The sequence below is a fragment of the Dyadobacter jiangsuensis genome, assembly GCF_003014695.1.
Classification (GTDB): domain Bacteria; phylum Bacteroidota; class Bacteroidia; order Cytophagales; family Spirosomataceae; genus Dyadobacter; species Dyadobacter jiangsuensis.
Map to the genome: position 1 here is coordinate 149054 of NZ_PYAS01000017.1, position 21399 is coordinate 170452.

The 21399-nt window shown below is 52.8% G+C and carries 18 protein-coding genes; 5 read left to right on the plus strand and 13 right to left on the minus strand.

The features are described 5' to 3' along the window. Positions 1–95: 95 nt before the first annotated feature. From CLV60_RS28855 to CLV60_RS28890, 8 genes are all read right to left on the minus strand, one after another. Positions 96–1214: a mannonate dehydratase gene (locus tag CLV60_RS28855; protein ID WP_106598876.1), complete on the minus strand. Its 1119-nt coding sequence runs from the start codon at positions 1212–1214 to the stop codon at positions 96–98. A gap of 36 nt (positions 1215–1250) precedes the next feature. Continuing rightward, positions 1251–2105 (minus strand): NAD(P)-dependent oxidoreductase, encoded by an 855-nt coding sequence (locus CLV60_RS28860; RefSeq protein ID WP_106598877.1) that lies wholly within the window; start codon positions 2103–2105, stop codon positions 1251–1253. Between the two features lie 31 nt (positions 2106–2136). Then, on the minus strand, positions 2137–3603 hold the full coding sequence (locus CLV60_RS28865; protein ID WP_211302285.1) for a GntP family permease: 1467 nt from the start codon (positions 3601–3603) through the stop codon (positions 2137–2139). A 12-nt stretch (positions 3604–3615) separates the two neighbouring features. Then, complete coding sequence (locus CLV60_RS28870) at positions 3616–4386, minus strand: HpcH/HpaI aldolase family protein (RefSeq protein WP_106598879.1); 771 nt, start codon at positions 4384–4386, stop codon at positions 3616–3618. A 22-nt stretch (positions 4387–4408) separates the two neighbouring features. Further along, positions 4409–5935 carry a SusD/RagB family nutrient-binding outer membrane lipoprotein gene (locus CLV60_RS28875; RefSeq protein WP_106598880.1) on the minus strand — a complete coding sequence of 509 codons (1527 nt, stop codon included), beginning with the start codon at positions 5933–5935 and terminating at the stop codon, positions 4409–4411. 10 nt (positions 5936–5945) lie between these two features. Beyond that, positions 5946–9443, minus strand: a complete 3498-nt coding sequence (locus CLV60_RS28880) for a SusC/RagA family TonB-linked outer membrane protein (protein WP_106598881.1) — start codon at positions 9441–9443, stop codon at positions 5946–5948. 120 nt (positions 9444–9563) lie between these two features. Beyond that, positions 9564–10667, minus strand: coding sequence for a FecR family protein (locus CLV60_RS28885; RefSeq protein ID WP_106598882.1), 1104 nt, complete (start codon positions 10665–10667; stop codon positions 9564–9566). Between the two features lie 53 nt (positions 10668–10720). Beyond that, complete coding sequence (locus CLV60_RS28890) at positions 10721–11302, minus strand: RNA polymerase sigma factor (protein ID WP_106598883.1); 582 nt, start codon at positions 11300–11302, stop codon at positions 10721–10723. A gap of 191 nt (positions 11303–11493) precedes the next feature. Here CLV60_RS28890 and CLV60_RS28895 point away from each other — a divergent pair, with 191 nt between their 5' ends. The 3 genes from CLV60_RS28895 (at position 11494) to CLV60_RS34380 (ending at position 12701) form a co-directional block, all read left to right on the plus strand. Then, entirely contained in the window at positions 11494–11850 is a 357-nt protein-coding gene (locus CLV60_RS28895; protein ID WP_106598884.1) for a winged helix-turn-helix transcriptional regulator, read from the plus strand. 161 nt (positions 11851–12011) lie between these two features. Beyond that, entirely contained in the window at positions 12012–12542 is a 531-nt protein-coding gene (locus CLV60_RS28900) for a hypothetical protein (protein WP_146151615.1), read from the plus strand. Between the two features lie 12 nt (positions 12543–12554). Beyond that, a complete protein-coding gene (locus CLV60_RS34380) occupies positions 12555–12701 on the plus strand; it encodes a hypothetical protein (RefSeq protein WP_170118892.1) in 147 nt (48 codons plus the stop codon). On the opposite strand, the gene CLV60_RS28905 is transcribed toward CLV60_RS34380, so the two are convergent. The 5 genes from CLV60_RS28905 to CLV60_RS28925 form a co-directional block, all read right to left on the minus strand. Further along, entirely contained in the window at positions 12698–13432 is a 735-nt protein-coding gene (locus CLV60_RS28905; RefSeq protein WP_310589406.1) for a tRNA threonylcarbamoyladenosine dehydratase, read from the minus strand. The genes CLV60_RS34380 and CLV60_RS28905 overlap by 4 nt on opposite strands. After that, on the minus strand, positions 13429–14091 hold the full coding sequence (locus CLV60_RS28910; protein ID WP_106598887.1) for a TatD family hydrolase: 663 nt from the start codon (positions 14089–14091) through the stop codon (positions 13429–13431). Before CLV60_RS28910 ends, CLV60_RS28905 begins: the two co-directional genes overlap by 4 nt. Continuing rightward, complete coding sequence (locus CLV60_RS28915) at positions 14088–14492, minus strand: hypothetical protein (RefSeq protein WP_106598888.1); 405 nt, start codon at positions 14490–14492, stop codon at positions 14088–14090. The genes CLV60_RS28910 and CLV60_RS28915 overlap by 4 nt, the downstream gene beginning before the upstream one ends. A 72-nt stretch (positions 14493–14564) precedes the next feature. Then, positions 14565–15281 (minus strand): LytR/AlgR family response regulator transcription factor, encoded by a 717-nt coding sequence (locus CLV60_RS28920; protein WP_106598889.1) that lies wholly within the window; start codon positions 15279–15281, stop codon positions 14565–14567. After that, a complete protein-coding gene (locus CLV60_RS28925; RefSeq protein WP_106598890.1) occupies positions 15278–16771 on the minus strand; it encodes a sensor histidine kinase in 1494 nt (497 codons plus the stop codon). Before CLV60_RS28925 ends, CLV60_RS28920 begins: the two co-directional genes overlap by 4 nt. Positions 16772–16967: 196 nt before the next feature. Here CLV60_RS28925 and CLV60_RS28930 point away from each other — a divergent pair, with 196 nt between their 5' ends. Continuing rightward, on the plus strand, positions 16968–17864 hold the full coding sequence (locus CLV60_RS28930; RefSeq protein ID WP_106598891.1) for an ABC transporter ATP-binding protein: 897 nt from the start codon (positions 16968–16970) through the stop codon (positions 17862–17864). Then, entirely contained in the window at positions 17858–21385 is a 3528-nt protein-coding gene (locus CLV60_RS28935) for an ABC transporter permease/M1 family aminopeptidase (RefSeq protein WP_106598892.1), read from the plus strand. The genes CLV60_RS28930 and CLV60_RS28935 overlap by 7 nt, the downstream gene beginning before the upstream one ends. Positions 21386–21399: the final 14 nt, after the last annotated feature.

Consider the following 21399-nt stretch of genomic DNA (forward strand, 5'->3'; position numbering starts at 1 on the left):
ACTACACATGACCATTCCTGACAACACTTGACTATACATGACCATTTCTGACAACACCTGACTATTCTTGACCACACGTGGCAATACATGACCATTTACGCCCCTGCCTCGTCCGCTGCGGCTTGTATAAGTCCTTTGATATACCCATAACTAAATGCAAACGCCTCATTGGTAGAACCGGGTGCTTCGTGGTGCGGAACGTGGTCGGGCATAACCATACCGTCGAAACCGACGTCGCGCAGTGCCCGCACGCATTGCAGGAAGTTCATATCGCCATTGTCGGGGTATACTTCCTGGAAATTGTTCCATCCGCCCTTGATGTTGCGCAAATGGATGTTGAAGATCTGCTTCCGGTCGCCTACCCACTTGATAATCGGCAAAATCTCGGTTTTCGGGTCTTTCAGGCCTTCGGCGATGGAACCTATGCAAAAGTTGAAACCATGCCACGGGCTGTCGTACAGCTGGGCGAACCTTTTAATGCCTGCAAATACGTCCGGGCTGTTCCAGCGCGTAATGCCCCGGTAGCCCACGGGTGTCGGCGGGTCGGCGATGTGGTTGCCGAGCTTCACCTTGTATTCTTTCGCAACAGGCAGGCAGCGGTCGAGCAGATAGGTAATGCGCTCGAACATCATATCGATATTGACGTCGCCGGCAATCGTTTTCGGGTGATTTTGTTTCAATGCTTCTTCGTAATTCCAGGTGCTGTAAGTTGCATTACCACGTTTGGGGTCGGTCGTTCTGCCGGTCCGCAGCACGGGAAGAATGGTAGTATTGTAATTCAAAAGCGGCACGCCGGTTTTGCCGGCGACCATGATCATTTGCTGCAACTGCTCGATCTCCCGGTCGCGCTGGGGACTTTTTCCCAGCATGACGTTCGGGAAAATCGCCTTATCGATCCCCGACGAGGCCAGCGGCCAGTGGTAAGCATCCAGGCTGATGCCGTACTTCTCACAAGCCTCCCGCTTGCGCATGGAGTCGTCGAGGTCCCAGCCTTTGCCTTCGATGATTTTGGGGGCACCGCCATCGATATTGTAAACGCCGTGGCGTGCCTTAAATTCAAGATTTTCCACCGTCGTTCCGCCCGATTGGCAGCCTACTTTCATCAATACCTTTTTTGGTTCGGCCTTTACGGCTGCCTGAACTTCGTTCTCGCCCAATACCGCGGCTCCTACCGAGCCGGTGGCGAGCACCTTCACAAACTGATGTCTTTTCATGATCTGATTCGGTTAAGGTGTAGTGATCAAAACCTGTTAGTCTTTCAATGCAAGAAACAATGCGCTATGGTCGAGCTCACCGTTGCCTTGCTGCATGGCGGCTTGCATTTGCCTGGCCACGGTTTCGGTACCTGGCAGCGTGAGATGTAGCTCGCCGCCGGTTTTGAGCGCAATACCGATGTCTTTTTGGTGTAGTTTGATTTTAAAACCAGGCTTGAAGTTCCCGTCGATGATCCGCTGACCGTGCAGGTCGAGAATACGGCTTTGCGCAAAACCTCCGAGGAGTACTTCCCGCATTTTACTGAGGTCCACACCTGCCTTTTGGGCCAATGTAAATGCCTCCGCCACGGCCTGGATCGTCTGGCCCACGATCATCTGGTTGCAAGCCTTGGTCGTCTGCCCGGCACCCGGCTCGCCGATGTGCACGATATTTTTGCCCATCGCCTGGAACACCGGCAACGCCCGCGCAAATGCAGCCGCATTACCGCCGACCATGATGGACAACGTGGCACCTTCCGCACCCACCTGCCCGCCGGAAACCGGTGCGTCCAGGGCCTCCACGCCCCTTTCCTGCATGGTTTCGAAGAGTTTCTGGGCAACCAGCGGCGCAATGGTGGACATATCAATAAACAGACTACCCGACCGGATACCCGCCAGGACGCCGCCATTCACTACTTCTTCCACCTGCGGCGAATCGGGCAGCATGGTGATGATAATGTCACTTCCGGCGGCCAGTGACGCCGCGTCAGGCCATATTTCCGCGCCTGCGTCCTGCAATGCGCCCGATGCCTGACTGCCCGCGAGTACGCCCACGGGGAAGCCTGCCTTCAAGAGATTGAGCGCCATGGGTTTGCCCATAATACCCAGCCCTATAACCCCGATTTTCTCCATTTTTTATATTAACTAGCTGTTTTTGAAACAATTAAACCAAAGGAAATAGATGCGCCGCGATCATCAGCACCACCAGCCCCACGCAACCCATCACTACGAGCATCGGTGAAAAAGTTTTCAGCGCTTCGCGTTCAGTGAGGTTACTGATCTTGACGATGATCCAGAAACCGGCGTCGTTCATCCACGGCACCAGCTTTGAGCCGCAACCGATGGCCAGACCGAGATATAATGGGTGGTATTCCAAATGGGCGCTGGTAGCCATGCCCGACAGAATACCGGAAGCTGTAATGAGCGCCACCGTAGCCGATCCCTGCGCCGTGCGCACGACCGCGCTGATGACAAATGCGAGCGGAATGAGGGTCATCTGGTAATCAGCCGTTAGAGCGGCAATGCGCGAGCTGATGCCGGTTTGCTGCAAAATCCCGCCAAATGCGCCGCCCGACGCGGTAATGAGGATAATGCCTCCCCCGCTCATCAGCGCAGCCTGTACAAACGCCGAAATACCTTCCTTACTGCCCTTTTTCCGCACAGCCAGTAATATCAGGGCAATTAACCCGCCGCCTACCAACGCGATGTTCTTATCGCCGATCAGTGCTACAAAATCCACGAGGAAATGCGCTAATGACGATTCCGGCACAAATGCACCCGATTTGATCACAGATTTCAGGATGTTATCCAGACAAATGAATACCAGCGGAAAGGTGACCGGCAACAGCGAAAACCACAGCGGAGGCAACTCTTTATCATCTTTCTCGGCCAGCGAACGGATATCAGCCAGCCGTGCATCGAGTGAATCGCGGAGCTCTACCGGCCATTTGGCATTGGCCCATTTCGCGAAAAGGAAACCCGCGGTAATCGTCACCAGCCCCAGTAGCGTCCCACCGGCCATCATCATGCCGATCGGGATGTTCATTTCACCAATCAGGAACAGTGGCCCAGGAGCCGGTGGAACGAACGAATTGGCCATGGCCGCCCCACCGGTAATGGCCAGTACCAGCAACAGATAGTTCTTGCCAATGCGCATGCTCACGGCCTTGGCGAGCGGGATCATCAGGAAAATCACGATATCGAAAAACACGGGCACACCCAGGAAAAAGCTGCTCACCAGGAATGCGAACGGCGCATTGTTGACACCCGTCACGGCCAGCATGGAGCGTACAATTCGTTCCGCCGCCCCGCTTTCTAGCATCGCTTTGCCGATAATAGCCGCCATGGCGATCAGGATACCGATTTTCCCGCACGTACTACCGAATTCCGTGGCAATGCGCTCACCTATGCTCTTCTTAGCCAGCGCCGCCGCGGCTTCCGGCGAGGACCCTTTGGCAATCGCAAATGCCTCGACCGACGCTGCGGGCGTCAGCAGCGCCACCGTAAATGCAGCCAAAATCAGCGCCAGAAACGGATGCAGTTGCAAGAAGATAATGCCCCCTACCACGATGATCACGCCGATAAGCAGAATGAAAAGCGGGTCGCTGAATAACACAGTCATTAAAGTCATGAATGGTCAGGTTTAGGATGATGGACGGAGATCGTTCAGCTTTTTGGCCATCGTGCGGGCGCCTTCGGCTACAAAAGTGGCATCGGAGCCGCAGGCGATAAACCGGATGCCCAGCTCATGGTAAGCCGTATACTCACTGGTATTAAAAAACAGGATACCTACGGCCTTCCCCGCTTTTCGCGCGGCTTCGCAGGTTTCGCGAACGGCCTCCCGGAACATCGGATGATCGAACTGCCCGAAAATGCCGAGCTCCATCGAAAGGTCGGCCGGACCGATAAACAGCACATCCACGCCGTCCGTATTCGCCACTGCATCGAGGTGGTTGAGCACCTCCACGGTTTCGATCTGCGCGATGCCCAGGATATTTTCCCGGCTGTTGTCGTAATATTCCTGAAAATGCAGCCCGAAACCGGTCGCACGTACCATTTTGGCTACACCCCGACCTCCAAATGGCGGGTAATGCAGGCCTTGCACGAGCTTTTGCGCCCCTTCCGGGTTGAGGATCTTGGGGCACATTACCCCCTCGGCACCCATGTCGAGCACGCGGTGAATGCGCTGACTCTCCGAACTCTCCACGCGTACGATCGCGGCAGTGGGTGTATGTTCGAGCGCCTGCAACTGGTAGAGCACGTCCTTTTCAGAACCCGCCCCGTGTTCCAGGTCTATCAATACCCAGTCGAAACCAGCCAGGCCGACGATCTCAGCGGTAAGGGAGCTGCCGGTATTGAGCCAGCAACCGTGCAGGGTTTCCCCGTTTCGCAGTCTTTTTTTCAGGTTTTTCATTCAAAAATCGGTTGATACAAAGCTATTTCTTGTCCCACCACACCCGCGTATCGAGCAGATCGGGACCTTGCACGGCGATCGCTTTCTGGACGTTGTCGTGATTCACATTCAGTTCGGCGTCGGTGTAAGTGAGCCGGCGGATAAAGGGTTCCGTTTTGAGGTCGCTGCCCGGGTATGGATTGGGTTTTAAAACCGGGAAACCACTGCGGCGGAAGTTCGCAAATGCCTCGGGACCGATCAGGAACGATGCCACCCAGTATTGTGTATTGATCTCTTCCAGCTCCTTGCCCGTATGCAACGGGTGGGCGCTCACGTAGGTAGCAATGGCGGCATCGGCTATGGCCGTGCTGGTTCCGTACATCGCAAATTGCTGCATATGGGCCTTAATGCCCTCGGCATATAATGCTGCGGCATCGCCGGTCGTCCATTTGCGCACCACCGCTTCGGCAAGGAGAAATTGCGTTTGCGCATAGGTAACAAGGAAACTCGGCGCCGCTAACCCGGCCATCCGCGTCCGGTCGAGCTGGCTGTAATCCCATAAGCTCGCCAGTTTCTTGGCAGCCACGTCGGCGCTGATGGTGGTATTGTCGTAGCCTTGCGGCATGCCTATCTGCACCGCCACCGACCGGTTAGCCTTCGCTTCCACCTGATCCGCACCACTTTGCGCGCCTACGTAGCGCACCGCGATCGACGCCAGCCGCGGATCGTTATTGGTCGATAAATAAGTAACAAACTCATCATCCAGGTAATAGAATGCCGACTGACCGCCATTCAGCGAGCTTCCCACCGGGTTGGTAAAACTGGCCGTGTGCCTGATCACCGCATTATCCTGGTTGGACTGCATTAATCCTCCCGCCACCGCTTTCGCCACATATTCCGCAGCCTTGGTCGGATTGATTTTCGAGAGCCGCATGGCTGCGCGCAGCAACAACGAGTTGCCCAGTTTCTTCCATTTCAAAACATCCCCACCATAAAGTACATCGCTCGAAACAGCGGTTTTGGAAGCGTCCAGTGCATTTGAAGCTGCATCCAGCTCGGCGAGGATATCGTTGTAAATCGCCTCCTGGTTGTCGTACGCGGGCGTGGTATTGCCTGTCAGGAAGCCTGAGCCTGCTTCTGCATAAGGAATATTGCCGTAGGTGTCGCTCAGCACCATAAATGCGTACGCTTTCCAGATCCGCGCCATATTGTAAAGGTTCGTTCGGCTAGCGTCGTCCTTCGTTTTCGCTACCACATCGGCCAGTTCTTTGATAATGGTCCGGTAGTAGGTATTCCAGTTGCCCGACGTCACGCCCCGGTTATCCTGGTTGAAATTCGCCGCCGAGCCCTGCCCGCTGAACGGGGTGATCATCTGCTTGACGATCGTCGTTTCGTAACTCAGGTTGCCATACACCGGCGCACTGTTCACAATAGTGGTATTGAGCTGATAGGCAGGATTTACGGCCGTAAGGGCAATGGGATTGATATTCATTTTATCAAAACCGTTGTCGCAGGCCTGCATGGCCATGATGCCAATGCTGCTGATTAATATTTGTAGGGCCTTTTTCATATGCAATGGCTTAGAATTTCAGGTTGAGGTTGAAACCCGTGCTGCGGGTAATGGGCAAACCAGTCGCTTCCAGGCCGATGAGGTTATCGGACGGGAAACCGAACTGGTCGGGATGGATGGTCGGTACCCATTTTTTGAGGACCGCCACATTGTTAGAGACAATGCTCAGCCGCGCACCTTTGATAAAAGGGATATTTTTAGGCAAAAACCGCCCGAAATCGTACCCAAACGTAATTTGCCGGAGTTGCCACAAACCTGCATTGTATACAAACTGCTCAGCGATATTCTGCGAACGGACCGTCTCATAATAAGCCTGCACGACCGATTTCGTTTGATTGACTTCTCCATTCGGATTGACGCCGTCGCCGATAATGAAGCCCTCGGCACGTCCCGGCAGGGTTTCTTTGAGCAATCCATGCCGCCACGCATTGTGATTGGTACCCGAAATCATCTTATGCCCCAGTTTGAAATCGACCAGCACAGAGGCAGAGAAGTTTTTGTAATTAAAGCTGTTGGTAATACCTCCTACCCATTTCGGCAATGCGCTGCCGAATGCGATTTGCGTCGGTGTGCGCAAGGGCCGGCCGTTTCCGGCGTCAAAAACCTGCCTGCCCTGGTCGTCGCGGAGATAACCGAAACCGTAAAGCTGGCCCATCGGCTTGCCCACCACCTGCCGTAGTTCGCCGGTAAAGTCTCCCGTACCGACGGTGATCATCGCATCACTCACATTGCTGCCGAGGTCAAGCGTTTTCGTCACATTGTAAGCCGCATTGAAATTGAGATTCCAGGTGAAGTTTTTGGTCTGGTACGGCGTCAAATTCACCATCATTTCCAGTCCGCGGTTACGCCCTTTGCCTACATTAATCAACTGTGTGAGGTAACCGGAGGCATCCGACGTCTGCGCTTGGAGAATCTGATCGGACGAGAGTTTGTCGTAGTAGGTAAAATCAAGCCCCAGCCTGTTTTCGAATAATTTCAACTCCAAACCCACTTCCTTTTCAGAAACCCGCATTGGCCGTAGGTTCGCATTGGGTACCGTGGAGCCATTGATCGTCGCCAGCGGCTGGCCTGCGCCGTTGGGGTTCGGGAATTGTTGCGGATTAATGTTGTAAAACAAGTTGTTGGCATACGGCTGAACGTCCGTGTCGCTACCCACTTCTGCATAAGCCACACGTGCCTTCCCAAACGAAATCCAGGAAGGCAGCGAAGCCGTAAATGCCTGCGAGAACACAAAACTGGCTGTTACCGAAGGATATACAATGCTTCTATTGGCTGGCGAAAGCGTTGAAAACCAGTCGTTGCGAATGGTACCATTCAGAAAAAGGAAGTCGTTGTAGGAGATTTCGGCGGCGCCGTAAAGCGAATTCACCTGCCTTTTGGAAAATTCATAAATGGCATCGCGCTGGCGCCCATTGCCGATCGTGTACAAATCGCGTACGTAAAAATCCTGCACAAACACGTTATGACGGCTCAGCTTCCGCTGCATTTGGTTGCCACCTGCATTGATATTCAAGCCAATGCGGCCGAATGTTTTGTTCGCCGAGATCAGAAAGTCGGTATTCAGTTCGCGGACGGAGCGGGTATCCTGCACATATTGCCCATTTACGAAACCCTGGGGAGCAGCCGCCTGCCGCTGACTGCCGGTGGGCAGGTTATAGTCCTGCTCGCGGGAATAGTAGTCCTGCCCCACCCGCACTTGCGCGTACAGCCAGTCGGTGAAACTGTACCGCACCGAAAGGTTACCGAAAACGCGGTCCTTTTCGACGTTCTCAAACCGTTTCAATGCGAAATAAGGGTTGGTCCGGTTGGTAAAACGCGACCATACATATTCATTGCCGTTCGCATCCGTCGCATACTTTTCGAGCAAATCGAGCGGCATCGAGTTGGCCATATTGTAGAGTACCACCGGACTGTAATCCTGTTCCGCAATATTCGGCGGGTTTTTACGATCCTCGTTGGAATAGTTGATATTACCCGATACAGTCAGCTTTTTGGCCATGGTTTGCGTAAAACCGAGATTGACAGTTTTGCGATGATAACCCGAGCCCGGCAGGATCGTCTTGTTGTCCAGGTTCGAAAGCGACAAGCTGAAACCGCCGAACTCGCCACCCGACGACACAGTGATGGTGTTGGTAAATGTGCTGCCTTTGCGGTAATAGTCGGTGATCTGATGCCGCTGAGGCACATACGGCACTTCCACGCCGTCGAAAAGGATCTGGGTCATGCCCGGTTCGAACTTCTCGCCGAAGCTCCATTGGCCGGAGGTCGGATTGGGCGTGGTAGGCCGCTTGCCATTCTCGCCCTGGCCGTATTCGTACTGATAGTCGGTGTAGTCGAGCGGTGTTTCGGTGGTGAAATTGGAGTTGAATTCAATGCCGATACCTATGCCCGCCCCGCGTGTTTTGGTCGTGATCATAATCACGCCGTCCTTGGCACGCGAGCCGTACAATGCCGACGCGGCGGCGCCTTTCAATACGGTCATGGACTCGATATTATCGGGATTAATGCTGCTCAAACCGTCGCCGCTATCGGAAGTCCGGTTAGAGCCCTTATCGGCCGCGTCGCCGCGGGCACCGAAGTTGCTGTTATCGATCGGCACGCCATTGACCACAATCAGCGGCGAATTGTTTCCGCCAAACGACGACTGTCCCCGAATGCGGATTTTGCTCGTGCCGGCCGGCCCCGAGCCGAGTGAGGTAATATTCACACCCGCCATTTTCCCTTGCAATGCATTCATGAAATTAGCCGTGCGGTTCACGGTCATTTCCTCGGTCGGCACGCTGGCAGTGGCATACCCAAGGCTTTTGGCCGCCTTTTTAATGCCCAATGCCGTTACTACCACCTCTTCCAATGCCTTGCTTTCAGGCACGAGCGAAACCACGAGACTGGTTTGGTTTCCCAAAATCACTTCCTTGGATTGGTACCCCACAAAACTGAACAATAATGCCCCGTCGCCATCCTGTATGTCTATCTGAAACGCCCCCTCGGCATTGGTGGTAGTACCTCGTTGGGTTCCCTTCACAATGATATTCACGCCCGGCAACGCAGCGCCCTTTTCATCGGTGACCTTCCCGGAAAGACTTTTTTTAGGTGAAAGTTGAAGCGAATTGCCCTCTGGAAGCACAAACCCATTATCAGCGCCCGGCAGCTCGCCGGATGAAAGAATGATCTTCCTCCCCGATAACTCATATTTGATTTTCAGCGGTTTCAACAATTTAAAAAGCACCTCTTCCAAAGTCGTGTTGACCGCCTTGATCGTCACTTTCTTCGACGCTTCGAGGACATTGGAGCTGTACACAAACTGCACGTCCGTTTCCTTCTCGATGTGTGCCAGCACCCGTTTGATTTCACGGTTTTCCGCCTGGACCGTCAGACGCCGGTTCAGGTACTCCTGCGCAGTGCTCGTGTGCGCATACGCTACGCCCGCGAGCAACGCCATGACCAAACTCTGTGTGATCGAAAACCTCATAAGTTTCAGCCAGAATTTTCTGGTAATGCGTTTTTTCATACTTTTGAACAGGGTTTAAAAGGTTCTTTTAACCGGGAACTTGCAGATACCGAGCGTGTAACTTTGGCGAGTGGCCGCTCGTGATCCGACCTTGATGGCAGTGAAACCCACTGCCATTTTTCATTTGCTGCAACCCTTGCCGCTGACGATGATCTGTCCGTCGACGATCTCGTAGCTGGCCGAAACAGTTTTGCAGAGAATGCTCAGTTTGTCATACATGCTTTCGTCGGAGAAAGCCACCGTTATTTTGCAGGCCCAAAAGCTGTCGGCGTCGAACTGGACGGGGATACCGTACGATTTTTCCATATCCCTCAATATCACCGGCAGCGGTACTTCATCGTATTTCAAAATGCTTTCAACGGCATTATTCGGCAGTTTTTCGGGGTTTTCAACCAGCGTTTTCGAAAGCTGATTGGCACTTTTCTCAAATACTGCCGCCTGATTGGCCGTGATAATCAAACCCTTCACTTCCTTTTCCGAAGGCTTATCAACATACACCGACACCTTACCCGTTTGCACCTGCACGGTAATATTCCGGTCGTCGTCGAATGCACTCACCACGAACCGGGTACCGAGTACTTTGGTGACTACTTTCCCGGTGTGCACCATGAACGTCTGCCCTTGTTTCTTCACCGAAAAAACCGCCTCTCCGGTCAAATACACTACGCGGGCGCTATCGGCAAACTCCGATGGATATTTCAGATGGCTTCTCGGGCTCAGCGTCACCTCCGAACCGTCATTCAAATGGATTAGCAATGGCTTGTCCGTATCGTTGCGGGTGGTTACGAGATTGGTCGGACTTGTGCCGATAGCGGCCGTGCGAGGCTCAGGTTCATTGTTTTGATAATAATGCCAGCCAATTCCAGCTCCCAGGGCAAGTACCGCAGCGGCTGCCATCAGCCATCTTTTCCAGAAAATGGTGCGGCCGCTCTCCTCCTCTTCGTCGTCATCAGGAAAGCTGATTTCCAAATGCTCTTCCTTCCCGCTTGCATTTTCAATAAACCGCTCAATTTCAGCACGAATTTCCTTTTCACTGATCCACTCGCCGTCCACATTCGCTGCGCGGATCAGGTGTTCCGCCTGCCGGAAATCATCCCGACGGCCGGGATACTTTTCCAGGAAAGACAGCCAGAACATTTCCTGCGTGCCCTGGCCCTGCACCCATTTTCGGAAACTCTCGTCTTCCAGAAAATCTTCGACGGTATACGATTCGTAAGGCTTCATTCCGGTTTTAGTTCTGTTACGTTATACACTATACGCCCGGTGATAGGCAGAGCTTATGAACTCAGGTCGTAATGCTTCCGCAGGCTTCCCAGCGATTTTTGCAGGAGATTATAAACGGATTGCCGGCTCAGGCTCATTACCTCGGCGATCTGCTCGAAACTCAGGCTCTGGTAAAAGCGCAGGTAAATGAGCTCTTTCTGCCTGCCCGAAAGGCTGTTAAGCACACCTTCGAGCTTCCTTACCTGGTATATTTCATGTTCTTCGTCGATCAGCCGGAGGTCGGAAGAGAACTCCACCGAAAACGAATACTCGTCCGATAGCATCGACTGATGCGTGACATGCTTTTTGGATAACTCACGCAAAATCCGCGTTTTGAGCGCCACGAGCAGGTACGAACGCACATTCGAAACCACTCCGGTAGACCCCGCCCCCGCCGACTGCTGCGTTTTCCAGAGGTTCACGAACATATCCTGAATGCAATCCTTTACGAATTCGCGCTCGCCATGCAGCCTCAGGCCCCAATGGAACAGGTCGGAATAGTAGCCCTGCATGATGTTCGCCAGTGCGTACATGTCGCCCGACTGGTAATCATTCCAAAGTTTCTGAGCTTCATCAGGAGTAATGCGTGGTCTCATCTCGTGGTAGCTGTCACTTTTTCTAGATGAGACTCATTTCCGGGATATATACCCCACTATTTTTATCTTTTTTATCAAAATAATGCACAATAGATTCTCAAACGCCACGCACACCCCTACTCCTTCGTGTTGACAAGCGACCATTATCTGTGTAAATTGTGAGTAGCTCCTATATAAATGAGCTTAACACTATGAGAAAACTGACCTCGACTAATTACTACAACCAGACGTTCCTGGAAGAGAAATGCACATTGAACGAACTGATCAACCTGCTTAGCAAACGGTGGCTTACCGAAGTAATGTTCAGCATTGAAGAAGGCAACAACCGCTTTTCGACGCTGAAAGAAGACCTTAAACACATTAGCGACAATATCTTAGCGGATCGCCTGAAACTGCTTGAACAGCACAAGCTGATCATCCGCAACGACAATTTCCGCGAAGTACCAAGCCGCGTCGAATATACGCTGTCCGAAACCGGATCGAAACTCAGCGAGCTCCTCGACGGCCTCTGCCACTTCTCCGAAACCGAAATGGAATTCCCCGAATAACACCGCCTTAAAGACCGTCCGCCCGGTCTTTAACAAATGTTAACAACCACTTCGGAAATTGTGAGTGCTCAGGAGATAGCCCTCTCTGCCGTTTGATCATCCGTTGATGCTCGCTGTACATCGGATTAGATCTTCGCTTATCTGGTCGGATATATTCGGCAATGCTTTCAAGCCAACCGCAACGCATTGCCTGCCATTCGCTCTATTTTACCGGTTCTATTCAACATTCTCTCACCGGCGAAGTGTTCGACACGTGCATCAATTGTGCTGAAAGTACCAAACGTTCCCAAATCAGAGCCGCTGACTGGCTTTTTGACTGGCACTCGGAACTCTGTCGTAAGGATCGGCAGATTCTAAAAATAGAGTTGCTCCAAGAGCCAGGTACCGTACACGGACTAGTGAGTCTTACCGATAAGGGCGACCATATTTATATGCATTTAGTTGAGAATGTGAGCTGGAATAAAGGAAAAAATAAGCTATATTGTGGTGTGGCCGGGAACCTGTTTGCAGCTGCATGCCAGTTGTCTTTTAACCTGAAATACGACGGAGTTGTTTCTTTCGTACCCAAAACACAACTCATTGAGCATTACCAGAATACGCTCGGCGCCAAGCTTTTCGGACCAAACAGGATGTTCATCGATACCCGGGAAGCAATGATGCTGACCAAGAATTATTTAAGACAAGTTATCTAATCAAATCGACAGATGATAGACTTCACAAAAGTGGACGAAAAGGACCTCGTGGTGAGCGACAGAAAACTGACTGACCAGGAAGAAAAAGAATTCAGCACCTTTCTTAAATCACGGAAACTGTCTTCGAAGAAAGACGTTGGTGTAAAAACCGTGCATTAATAGTCCGCTCCAATCAAGTCCCGCAACACTACCGATGCACAGGTTCCTCCGAATATCGCAGGGAGGTAGGGCATCGTTCCGTAGGCGGATTTTTTATAATTGCTGCCGTCGGTAAGGATTAATGACTCGCGGATTTGCTCTTCGGTCGAGAATACAGCTTTGATACCTTTGTAAATCCCTGCCTTTTTAAGGTTTTTCCTGACCTGCTGCGCGAAAGGGCAGTTATACGTCTTCGAAATATCGACCACTTTCAGCTGCGTGGGATCCATTTTCCCACCCGCCCCCATTGAGCTCACGATACGCATGTTGTGCTTGTACGCTTGCGTAAGGAAAGTCAGCTTGGGTGTGACGCTGTCGATCGCGTCGACAATGTAATCGTAATGGGTTACATCAAGGATTTGCCCCACGGCGTCCGGCGTCACAAAGCTCTTCACCACATGCAGGGTCAGCTCGGGGTTGATCGCCTTGAGGCGCTCCGCCATGATATCGGCCTTGCTCTGGCCGTGGTTCGTCGCCAATGCGGGTAATTGCCGGTTGCGGTTGGTGGGGTCTACCACGTCGCCATCGACGATGGTCATCGTCCCTACCCCTCCGCGGCAAATGAATTCGGCTGCAAACGATCCTACACCGCCCAAACCGATCACCAGCACATGCGCCTGGCTGAGCTTCACCAGGTTTTCCCTTCCAATCAATAACTCCGTCCTGGAAAGCCAGGAAAAATCCTCCATCATTGCTTAAATACTTTACCAAAATTCGTTTCGAGCTGCAAAGCAATCTCTTTTTCGGGAATATTCCGCAGCCGTGAGGCGGTTTTGTAGATTTCACGGATGTTGCAACCGGTATCGTCTGTTTCGAGAAAAAGCCGATCCGCCGACACCGCCCTGAATGTCTCCAGAATAGCCTCATTAGGGTGCAGCAGTGCCTTTCCAAACGACAGGAAATAGCCCGCGTCGATCACCGGCCGGATCACCGAAAGGCGGTTGTTGATCCCATGAAAAATGACCGGTACTCGAACGTCCTTCAAAAAATGCAGGCATTCCTGGAACGCTTTCACGCAATGGATCACCAGCGGTTTGCCCAGTTCTTTGGCCAGCGCGATCTGCCGCTCGAATGCGCGGCATTGCGTATCCCAATCCGTTGCGGTGAGCTTATCGAGGCCGCATTCGCCAATGGCGACAATCTGCGACTGAGCGGCATAACGGCGCAGCAGGTCCAAATCATCAGCAAGCGTTTCCGGACGAATGTACCAGGGATGCAGCCCGGCGCTTAGGTACGCGCTCCCGACAGGCTCTCCAAACCCGCTATGCCGGTTTTCGATGGCCAGTATATTCGGGTCGGTGGACGGATTGTGGGTATGAACATCCAGGAACATCGTTACACCGCGCCTCATTCAAACGGGTTCACCGCGTACATGAGGCTCCTCGCCGATATTTCGTGGGAATCGATGTGCGACTTGCCCTTATAGTTACGTACCCTCAGATTATCTTTTCCCTGATAAACAAAGGAAAGCGTGGCAACCGGCTGGCCGATGTTGAACATTTTGGAGCCTTTTTCTGTGTAGGCATCAGCCAGTTCCTTCAACAGGTTGGCGTCAGGAAATTCAAGGCATTTCAGGGTAAAACCATCAATATCACCATCCCAATTCAAGTACAGTAAATGGCGTTGTTCGGGGGCTATTTCAAAATAAAAATTGAACCGTCGCTGCCCGTCGAATGCCTCTGAAAGTTGTAGCTCCTTCGATTCGGGGTAATAGGTTCTGATTTCTTCGCGTAAGTAATCGAGTGAATTCATCTTGGTGCGTGGGTGGTGTCTTTCAATTCGTGTATAAACAAATATATCCAGCCAGCGGCAAAATTTCAAGGATCAGCCAGGAAACAGTTTGATCACATGCTTAAACGTTTTACCAAGCGGCAATACCTTTCCGTTTAAGAGCCGGATCATATTGCCCTCGATATAATGTACGAATTTTTTGTTCAATATAAAAGACTTGTGGATGCGGATGAACGCGTCGGCAGGCAGCTGCTCCTCGAAACTTCCCAGGGTGCGCTGGGTCAGCAGGAACTGGTCGCGGCCCCAGACTTTCACGTAATTACCCAGGCTTTCAAGATAATACACGTCATCCAGCTGCATTTGAACCAGCTTCTTGTCGGATTTGATATACAATGGCTCCGCCTCCTGCGCGGCTACGGGTGGCGCGGGCGATGCAACCGCCTGCCTGCGCAAGGTATGTTGCTCCAAAGCGCGGTTGGCGGCTTTCAGAAAACGGTCGAAGCGAAACGGTTTGAGCAAGTAATCGACCACTTCCAGTTCGAAACTTTCCAGCGCGTGCTCCTCATAGGCAGATGTAATAACCACCAATGGCCGCTGGTTGAGCGTACGCAGGAAGTCGAGACCGCTGAGCTTCGGCATGCGGATGTCGAGGAAAATAAGGTCTACCGCGTGGTGATTGAGAAATGCAAATGCCTCGGTGGCCAGGTAGCATTGCCCCGCCTTTTCGAGGAACGGGATATCTTCGAGGTACCTCAGGATCACATCATGGGCCAACGGCTCGTCGTCGACAATCAGGCATCGTAATTTCATAGCAGGTCAATTTCCAGGCTGGCTGTAAACACTCCGTTCTCCGCACTGGTGGTTAGCCGGTGTTTTCCGGGGTAAAGTAATGCCAGTCGTTTCCGCAAATTAGTCAATCCGATGCCCGTTTGCGCATCCGTCGCTGGTTCGTATGAATTTTCGCAGACAAAACGTACGAAACGCTGATCCGCTTTGAGGCTGATGCGCAGGAATGCATCGTTCTCCGCATTTTCGACGCCGTGTTTGAATGCATTTTCGACGAACACGATCAGCAGCAACGGGGCGATCCGGATAGTGCCATCCTCTATCTCTTCTTCAAATTGCAGATCCAGGCTTCTTTTCAACCGGATTTTTTGTAATTGAATATAATCTTTCAGGTATTTAACCTCATCCTCCATACGCACAAACGGTTCTTTGGCCTTGTAAATCACATAGCGCATCAGTTCCGACAGCTGCAAAATACTTTCCGGCGTCTGCTCGGAACGTTGCAGGCTTAATGCATAAAGGTTGTTGAGTGTATTGAAGAAAAAATGCGGATTCAACTGCTGCTTCAAGAGATCGAGCTCGGCCACGGACTTTTCGTGTTGCAGGGCTGTAATCAGGCTGTTTTGCCTGGCCCATTGGATAGCCAGCAACACCGGCAAGCTGATCAGCAATATCAGCATTGCCCCAAACGCGTTTTCCGCTACAAACGGATTAGCCGAAAACACCCCGCCCAGCACTTTACTGAATGGTAAGCTGGCGAGTAGTTGTCCCCATAACGGGTAAAAGACGCCTACCAAAGCTGCCGAACAGAGGACATAATGCAGGATTCCCTGCTCTTTCAGTACGACAGGGACAAGCCAGCGACTGTTGAGATAGAAGAAAAAATACCCCGCCAGATACATGACCAGCAGTTGCAGTGAATAGCTGAGAAACGTGGGGAAACGGGCCGCTATTTTCAAAAAGTGTATTTCAAAACCGACGAGCAGCTGCTTGCCGGAGTGGTACAGCGGATTATCCAGACTCGATACCGCCATCGCCCCCAACAATAGCGCGAGCCCGGTAATGCTCATCAGCACGGCTTTTTCCAGGCTTAGCTTCCGCACCCATTTCACCTCGCGTAACCGGCCGACGTATTGGCTTTCCACCACGAGCACGCATTCCAGCCCCGCAATGCAAAGCCCGCCGGTAAACACCACCGGCCATATCAATTGGCCAGGGCTCAGCTGCGCCCCCGAAACCACCAGCAATATCGGCAGGTACCCAAAAAAGCACCCCAGCCAGATCCGGCGGTTACGCCCGGCGAAACGCCCCTCGCCGCTTCCTTCACGCACCCACGTGACCGCGAGCACGGGCGACCATAGCACCAGCGAGGCCAGCAGCGATTGCGCATACGTCTCCCAGTAATCGTCCCGCCCGATCGTAAACCCGATCGAAATCCAGCAGAACAAGCCCAGGTAAAGCAAGCTATCTTTTCGGCGGGACAATGCGCCCGTTACTTTTTCTATAACTACCATCCTGCAAATAAACCGCAACACGCGCCCGACTTCAAAAATTAATGACGACCGTCGCGATTCTGGTGATATTGGTAAAAAAGGGACAAAAACAGGCTACCAAATGCATTCGTCACTACCACATTCACATTGCTCATTATTAATTGAATGCGCATAAAATGGCCGGCATCTTTGAAGCAGAAACTTCAAAAGCCATGTCATGCAAAGATTAACAATCCAGGGACTTTCCAAAACCTACCCGAACGGCATCCGTGCCCTCGATAATGTGTCGCTCGAAATACCGAACGGAATGTTCGGGTTACTCGGCCCTAATGGAGCAGGTAAGTCGACATTCATGCGTATCCTGGCCACGCTCACCCAGGCCGACAGCGGGCTCGTCACCTTCGACGGGCAGGATATCGCCCGTGAAACCGATTGGCTGAGAAGCAGGCTCGGTTACCTGCCGCAGGATTTCGGTGTATATCCGGGGGTTTCTGCGGAAAGCCTGCTCGACCACCTGGCCGTATTGAAGGGCTTGATCCACAAAACAGACCGCCGGGAACAAGTGGCCGCGTTGTTGCAGCGCACCAACCTCTATCAACACCGCAAGCAGGCCGTGAGTACATTCTCGGGCGGAATGCGCCAGCGTTTTGGTATTGCGCAGGCATTACTGGGCAACCCGCAGCTCGTGATTGTGGATGAACCCACGGCAGGCCTGGACCCTTCGGAACGCAACCGCTTTCACGACCTGCTGAGCGAAATCGGCGAGCATATTGTGGTGATTCTCTCGACGCACATTGTGGACGATGTGCACGACCTCTGTCCGCAAATGGCCGTGCTGGCCTCCGGCCGCGTGGTACTGGAAGGCAAACCCGAAGCGCTGACGCATTCGCTGAAAGGCCGGCTCTGGCGCAAAACCGTCACACCGGCAGAGCTCACCGAAATGCAGGCCACCGTTGACGTAATTTCCACACGCAGGGTGGCCGGGCGCATTCAGGTACACGTGCTCGCGGACGTATGCCCCGGTAACGCTTTCGAGGCATTCGATCCGGGCTTGGAAGATGTGTATTTTGCCACGCTCCCGGGCATAGGCCGGAAGGAGGTGCAGCCATGTTAGCCACCACACTTCGTTTCGAAATGGGTTACCATTTCCGGCAGATCAGCTTTCGCATGGCCGCATTGCTGTTTCTCCTCCTGGGCGTGCTGATGCCCTTCGGCAACTTTGGAGGTGACGAAATACACCGGAATGCACCGCACGTGATCAATTTCATCATTTGCCTGCTTTCCCTGTTTATGATCTTCGTGAGTACCCTCGCATGCGCGGCCGTGGTGCTGCGCGATGCCCAGCACGGCATGGAGTCGCTTATTTTCACCACCAGGATCGGTCGTTTCCCCTACTTCGCTGTACGGCTGGCAGGATTGCTTACCGCCGTCTTCCTCATAACGTGCCTCGCGACGGCGGGCACGGCCATGGTAACCTTCGTCGCTCCGCCCGAGCGGTTAGGGCCTTTTCATCTTTCCTATTATGTGGTACCATTGCTGCTGTTCGGTCTGCCGGGTATCGTGTTTTGTTGCAGCATTGTTTTTGCCACGGCGCTGCTCACACGCAATGTCCGGTGGGTATACACAGCCGGTGTTTTGATGTTCATCATCTATTTCACGGCCTCCATTCTGGGCAATTCGCCTGTGATGGCCGGCTCCATACCGGCACCGGGCGGCCCGGGCTGGCTGTCGGTACTGATTGATCCCTTCGGTTTAACCGCATTTTTTGGAGAAACGATGAACTGGCCCGTTTGGCGGCGTAACCAGGAGTTGTTTCCAATGACACCCATGTTCGTTGCCAATCGCTTGCTATGGACCGCGATTTCGCTGGCCATGCTGGGATGGTCGTACAACCGTTTCAAATTCAGGGTTCTGTCTGAAAAGGATACAACCGCAACCCGTACGCCAATCGCCCAAACGACATCCGCCATTACCTACCGGACCATCGGCACCCGTACCAGCGGACAGTTCTATCACTGGCAGGTGTTTGGACGGATTCTCGGGCTCGAAACGAAAACACTGTTCAGCCCGGTCATAACGAGCCTCATCTTCGCGTTATGGGTGTTTTTTAATGCGGTAGAGCTGTTTGAGAACCTTTCCAACGGGCCCTATGGTGTGCGGAGCTACGCCACCAGCGGTATCCTGGCCGAACAGTTAGTAGCAGTTCGCCCTGCGTTGCTGCTCATTATATTTTATGCTTCTGAGTTGATTCACCGGGAAAGAACGACGGGAATCCGGCCACTGATCTTCTCAACGCCAGTTTCGGTTACGGTATTCGCCATGGCCAAATCCATCGCGTTAATCGTCTGGATTCTGGCCCTGATCACCGTGCACATTGCCATCGGCACGGCTGTGCAATGGTTTTCAGGATTTGAATATTTTGAATGGGGCACCTATTTCTCACTCTATTACTACGCAGGTCTTCCGCTGGTGCTTTACGCCATCCTGATCATATTTATCCAGACAGTCGTTCCTAACAAATACCTGGGAATGCTCGCCAGCGGCCTGGTGATCGGCATTTTCATCTTCGGCAGGAAACTCGGCCTCGAAAGCTACCTCACGCGTTTCGCCACTGCCCCGCGCCTGCGTTACTCCGATTTTGACGGCTTCGGCCACAGTGGCTTGTCCTTTAACTGGTACATGCTTTACTGGACGCTGGTCGCACTGGCCCTCGCGGGCATCGCGACGCGCATATGGCCGGGTTACACACGCAGGCACAGACGCATACATACAAGCATTATGCGTGTGCGACGCGCCCTCGTATTTGCGTCGCTCTGTGCGCTGCTCGCTATCGGGGCGGGCTTTTTCATTCAGTTCAAAACCGGCCTTTCGGCCCATAACCGCACGGGAACGACCGATACGCAATGGCAAGCGCGGTACGAACGCAAGTACAAGCCGCTTGAAAGCCTCCCGCAGCCGGTGGTGGTGGCTGTCAACCTGCAAACCGACCTTTTCCCTTCCGGTCACTATTACACCGTGAAGGGTTCTATGCGGATTAAAAACAAATCGGGACAACCGATTGCAAGGCTATGCATCGGAATCGATCCCGACATTGAGCTGGTGGAATTGGCACCCGAACATGCTTCGCTCGTATCGTCGGACGAAACCTTCGGCCAGCACCGGTACCGCCCCGACCGCCTCCTCGCTCCCGGCCAGGAAATGACGATCCATTTTGCGATCCGCGCCGACCGGTCGGCATTTAAAAACTTCAACAGTGAGCATTCGGTTGCCGCCAACGGCTCTTACATTGAATTGGAGAAATACCTGCCGCATTTCGGGTACCGGGCAGCCTATGAGATTGAAGATGCGGAAGAACGACGGCAAAACGGGCTACCCGTGCGCAAGAACCTCCATTCGACCGATCACGAGTACCATTTTATTGATTTTCAAAACACCATCTCCACCGAAGCCACGCAGCAGGCAGTTACGGTCGGCTCGTTGGTGAAAAGCTGGGAGCGTGCAGGGCGGAGCTATTTTCAATATCAATCCCGACAACCGATCCCTTACATGCTTGCATTGAGCTCGGCACGCTATGCAGTGAAAACGGAAAGGTACAAGGGTATCACGTTCCGGATTTACCACCACCCGAAACACCTGCAAAATGTCCCCGCGATGATGCTGGCTATGAAAGACGCTGTGGATTACGGCAACGCGAATTTTAGCTCTTATCCGCGCCAAGAACTCACGCTGGCTGAAATCCCGCATTATCCCGGCTCGGCCACGGCCTACCCGGGCCTTATTTTCAGCCAGGAGCGGAACAATTTCACGAGCAACCTGAGTGACAGCACCGGTTTCAACTTCACCTATGCTACCACTGCGCACGAAACGGCGCATCAATGGTGGGCAGGACGGGTTGTGGCCCCGGCAGGCCCGGGCTATGCATTGCTCACGGAATCGCTGGCCAAATACACCGAAGCGATGGTGACCGAAAAACGGTTTGGCAAAATGTACCTCCGTCCTTACCAGTTGAAGGATTCTCAGCTCTATTTCGCCTACCGCAGCGCCATCGCCGAAAAGGAGATTCCGCTCTGGCAAACCACAGACCAGCCTTTTGTACATTACCAGAAAGGCGGATTGGCACTGTTTCGTCTCAAAGAAATGCTTGGAGAAACACATTTGAACCGCGCATTGCGGGAGCTCGTGACACAATATGGCTACCCGTTGCGAAAACCGGATCCTGCCTACCTGATCGATGCATTGAAACGGGGCGCAAATGCCTCCGAGGCGCGGCTGATCGACGAGCTATTCAAGAAGGTAATTGTTTTCGACAACGGCATCAAAATACTGTCCAATAAACCATTACCCAACAAACAGCAGCTGATAACATTGGAAGTCAATATCCTTAAAACTGACGAAACCTCTGGCAAACCCGTGCCGCTCAGGCCAGACGACGCTGTCGATATTGCCGTGTTCGATCAGCAAATAATGCCCAACATCATCCCGCCGAAGCCTCTTTACTTGCAGAAGCACCATTTTTCAAAAGAACGTTCGGTCATCGAAATTGTGGTACCTGCCTCGTCGGTAGCTATTGTGCTCGACCCATTGTCCTACATGCTCGATGTGAATGATCAGAATAATGTCGCGGTATTAAAATGAAGCCCGACTGAACT

Coding starts and splice junctions, on each gene's coding strand:
- CLV60_RS28855 (WP_106598876.1), bottom strand. CDS start 1,214: ATGAAAAGACATCAGTTTGTGAAGGTGCTCGCCACCGGCTCGGTAGGA.
- CLV60_RS28860 (WP_106598877.1), bottom strand. CDS start 2,105: ATGGAGAAAATCGGGGTTATAGGGCTGGGTATTATGGGCAAACCCATG.
- CLV60_RS28865 (WP_211302285.1), bottom strand. CDS start 3,603: ATGACTTTAATGACTGTGTTATTCAGCGACCCGCTTTTCATTCTGCTT.
- CLV60_RS28870 (WP_106598879.1), bottom strand. CDS start 4,386: ATGAAAAACCTGAAAAAAAGACTGCGAAACGGGGAAACCCTGCACGGT.
- CLV60_RS28875 (WP_106598880.1), bottom strand. CDS start 5,935: ATGAAAAAGGCCCTACAAATATTAATCAGCAGCATTGGCATCATGGCC.
- CLV60_RS28880 (WP_106598881.1), bottom strand. CDS start 9,443: ATGAAAAAACGCATTACCAGAAAATTCTGGCTGAAACTTATGAGGTTT.
- CLV60_RS28885 (WP_106598882.1), bottom strand. CDS start 10,667: ATGAAGCCTTACGAATCGTATACCGTCGAAGATTTTCTGGAAGACGAG.
- CLV60_RS28890 (WP_106598883.1), bottom strand. CDS start 11,302: ATGAGACCACGCATTACTCCTGATGAAGCTCAGAAACTTTGGAATGAT.
- CLV60_RS28895 (WP_106598884.1), top strand. CDS start 11,494: ATGAGAAAACTGACCTCGACTAATTACTACAACCAGACGTTCCTGGAA.
- CLV60_RS28900 (WP_146151615.1), top strand. CDS start 12,012: ATGCTTTCAAGCCAACCGCAACGCATTGCCTGCCATTCGCTCTATTTT.
- CLV60_RS34380 (WP_170118892.1), top strand. CDS start 12,555: ATGATAGACTTCACAAAAGTGGACGAAAAGGACCTCGTGGTGAGCGAC.
- CLV60_RS28905 (WP_310589406.1), bottom strand. CDS start 13,432: ATGATGGAGGATTTTTCCTGGCTTTCCAGGACGGAGTTATTGATTGGA.
- CLV60_RS28910 (WP_106598887.1), bottom strand. CDS start 14,091: ATGAGGCGCGGTGTAACGATGTTCCTGGATGTTCATACCCACAATCCG.
- CLV60_RS28915 (WP_106598888.1), bottom strand. CDS start 14,492: ATGAATTCACTCGATTACTTACGCGAAGAAATCAGAACCTATTACCCC.
- CLV60_RS28920 (WP_106598889.1), bottom strand. CDS start 15,281: ATGAAATTACGATGCCTGATTGTCGACGACGAGCCGTTGGCCCATGAT.
- CLV60_RS28925 (WP_106598890.1), bottom strand. CDS start 16,771: ATGGTAGTTATAGAAAAAGTAACGGGCGCATTGTCCCGCCGAAAAGAT.
- CLV60_RS28930 (WP_106598891.1), top strand. CDS start 16,968: ATGCAAAGATTAACAATCCAGGGACTTTCCAAAACCTACCCGAACGGC.
- CLV60_RS28935 (WP_106598892.1), top strand. CDS start 17,858: ATGTTAGCCACCACACTTCGTTTCGAAATGGGTTACCATTTCCGGCAG.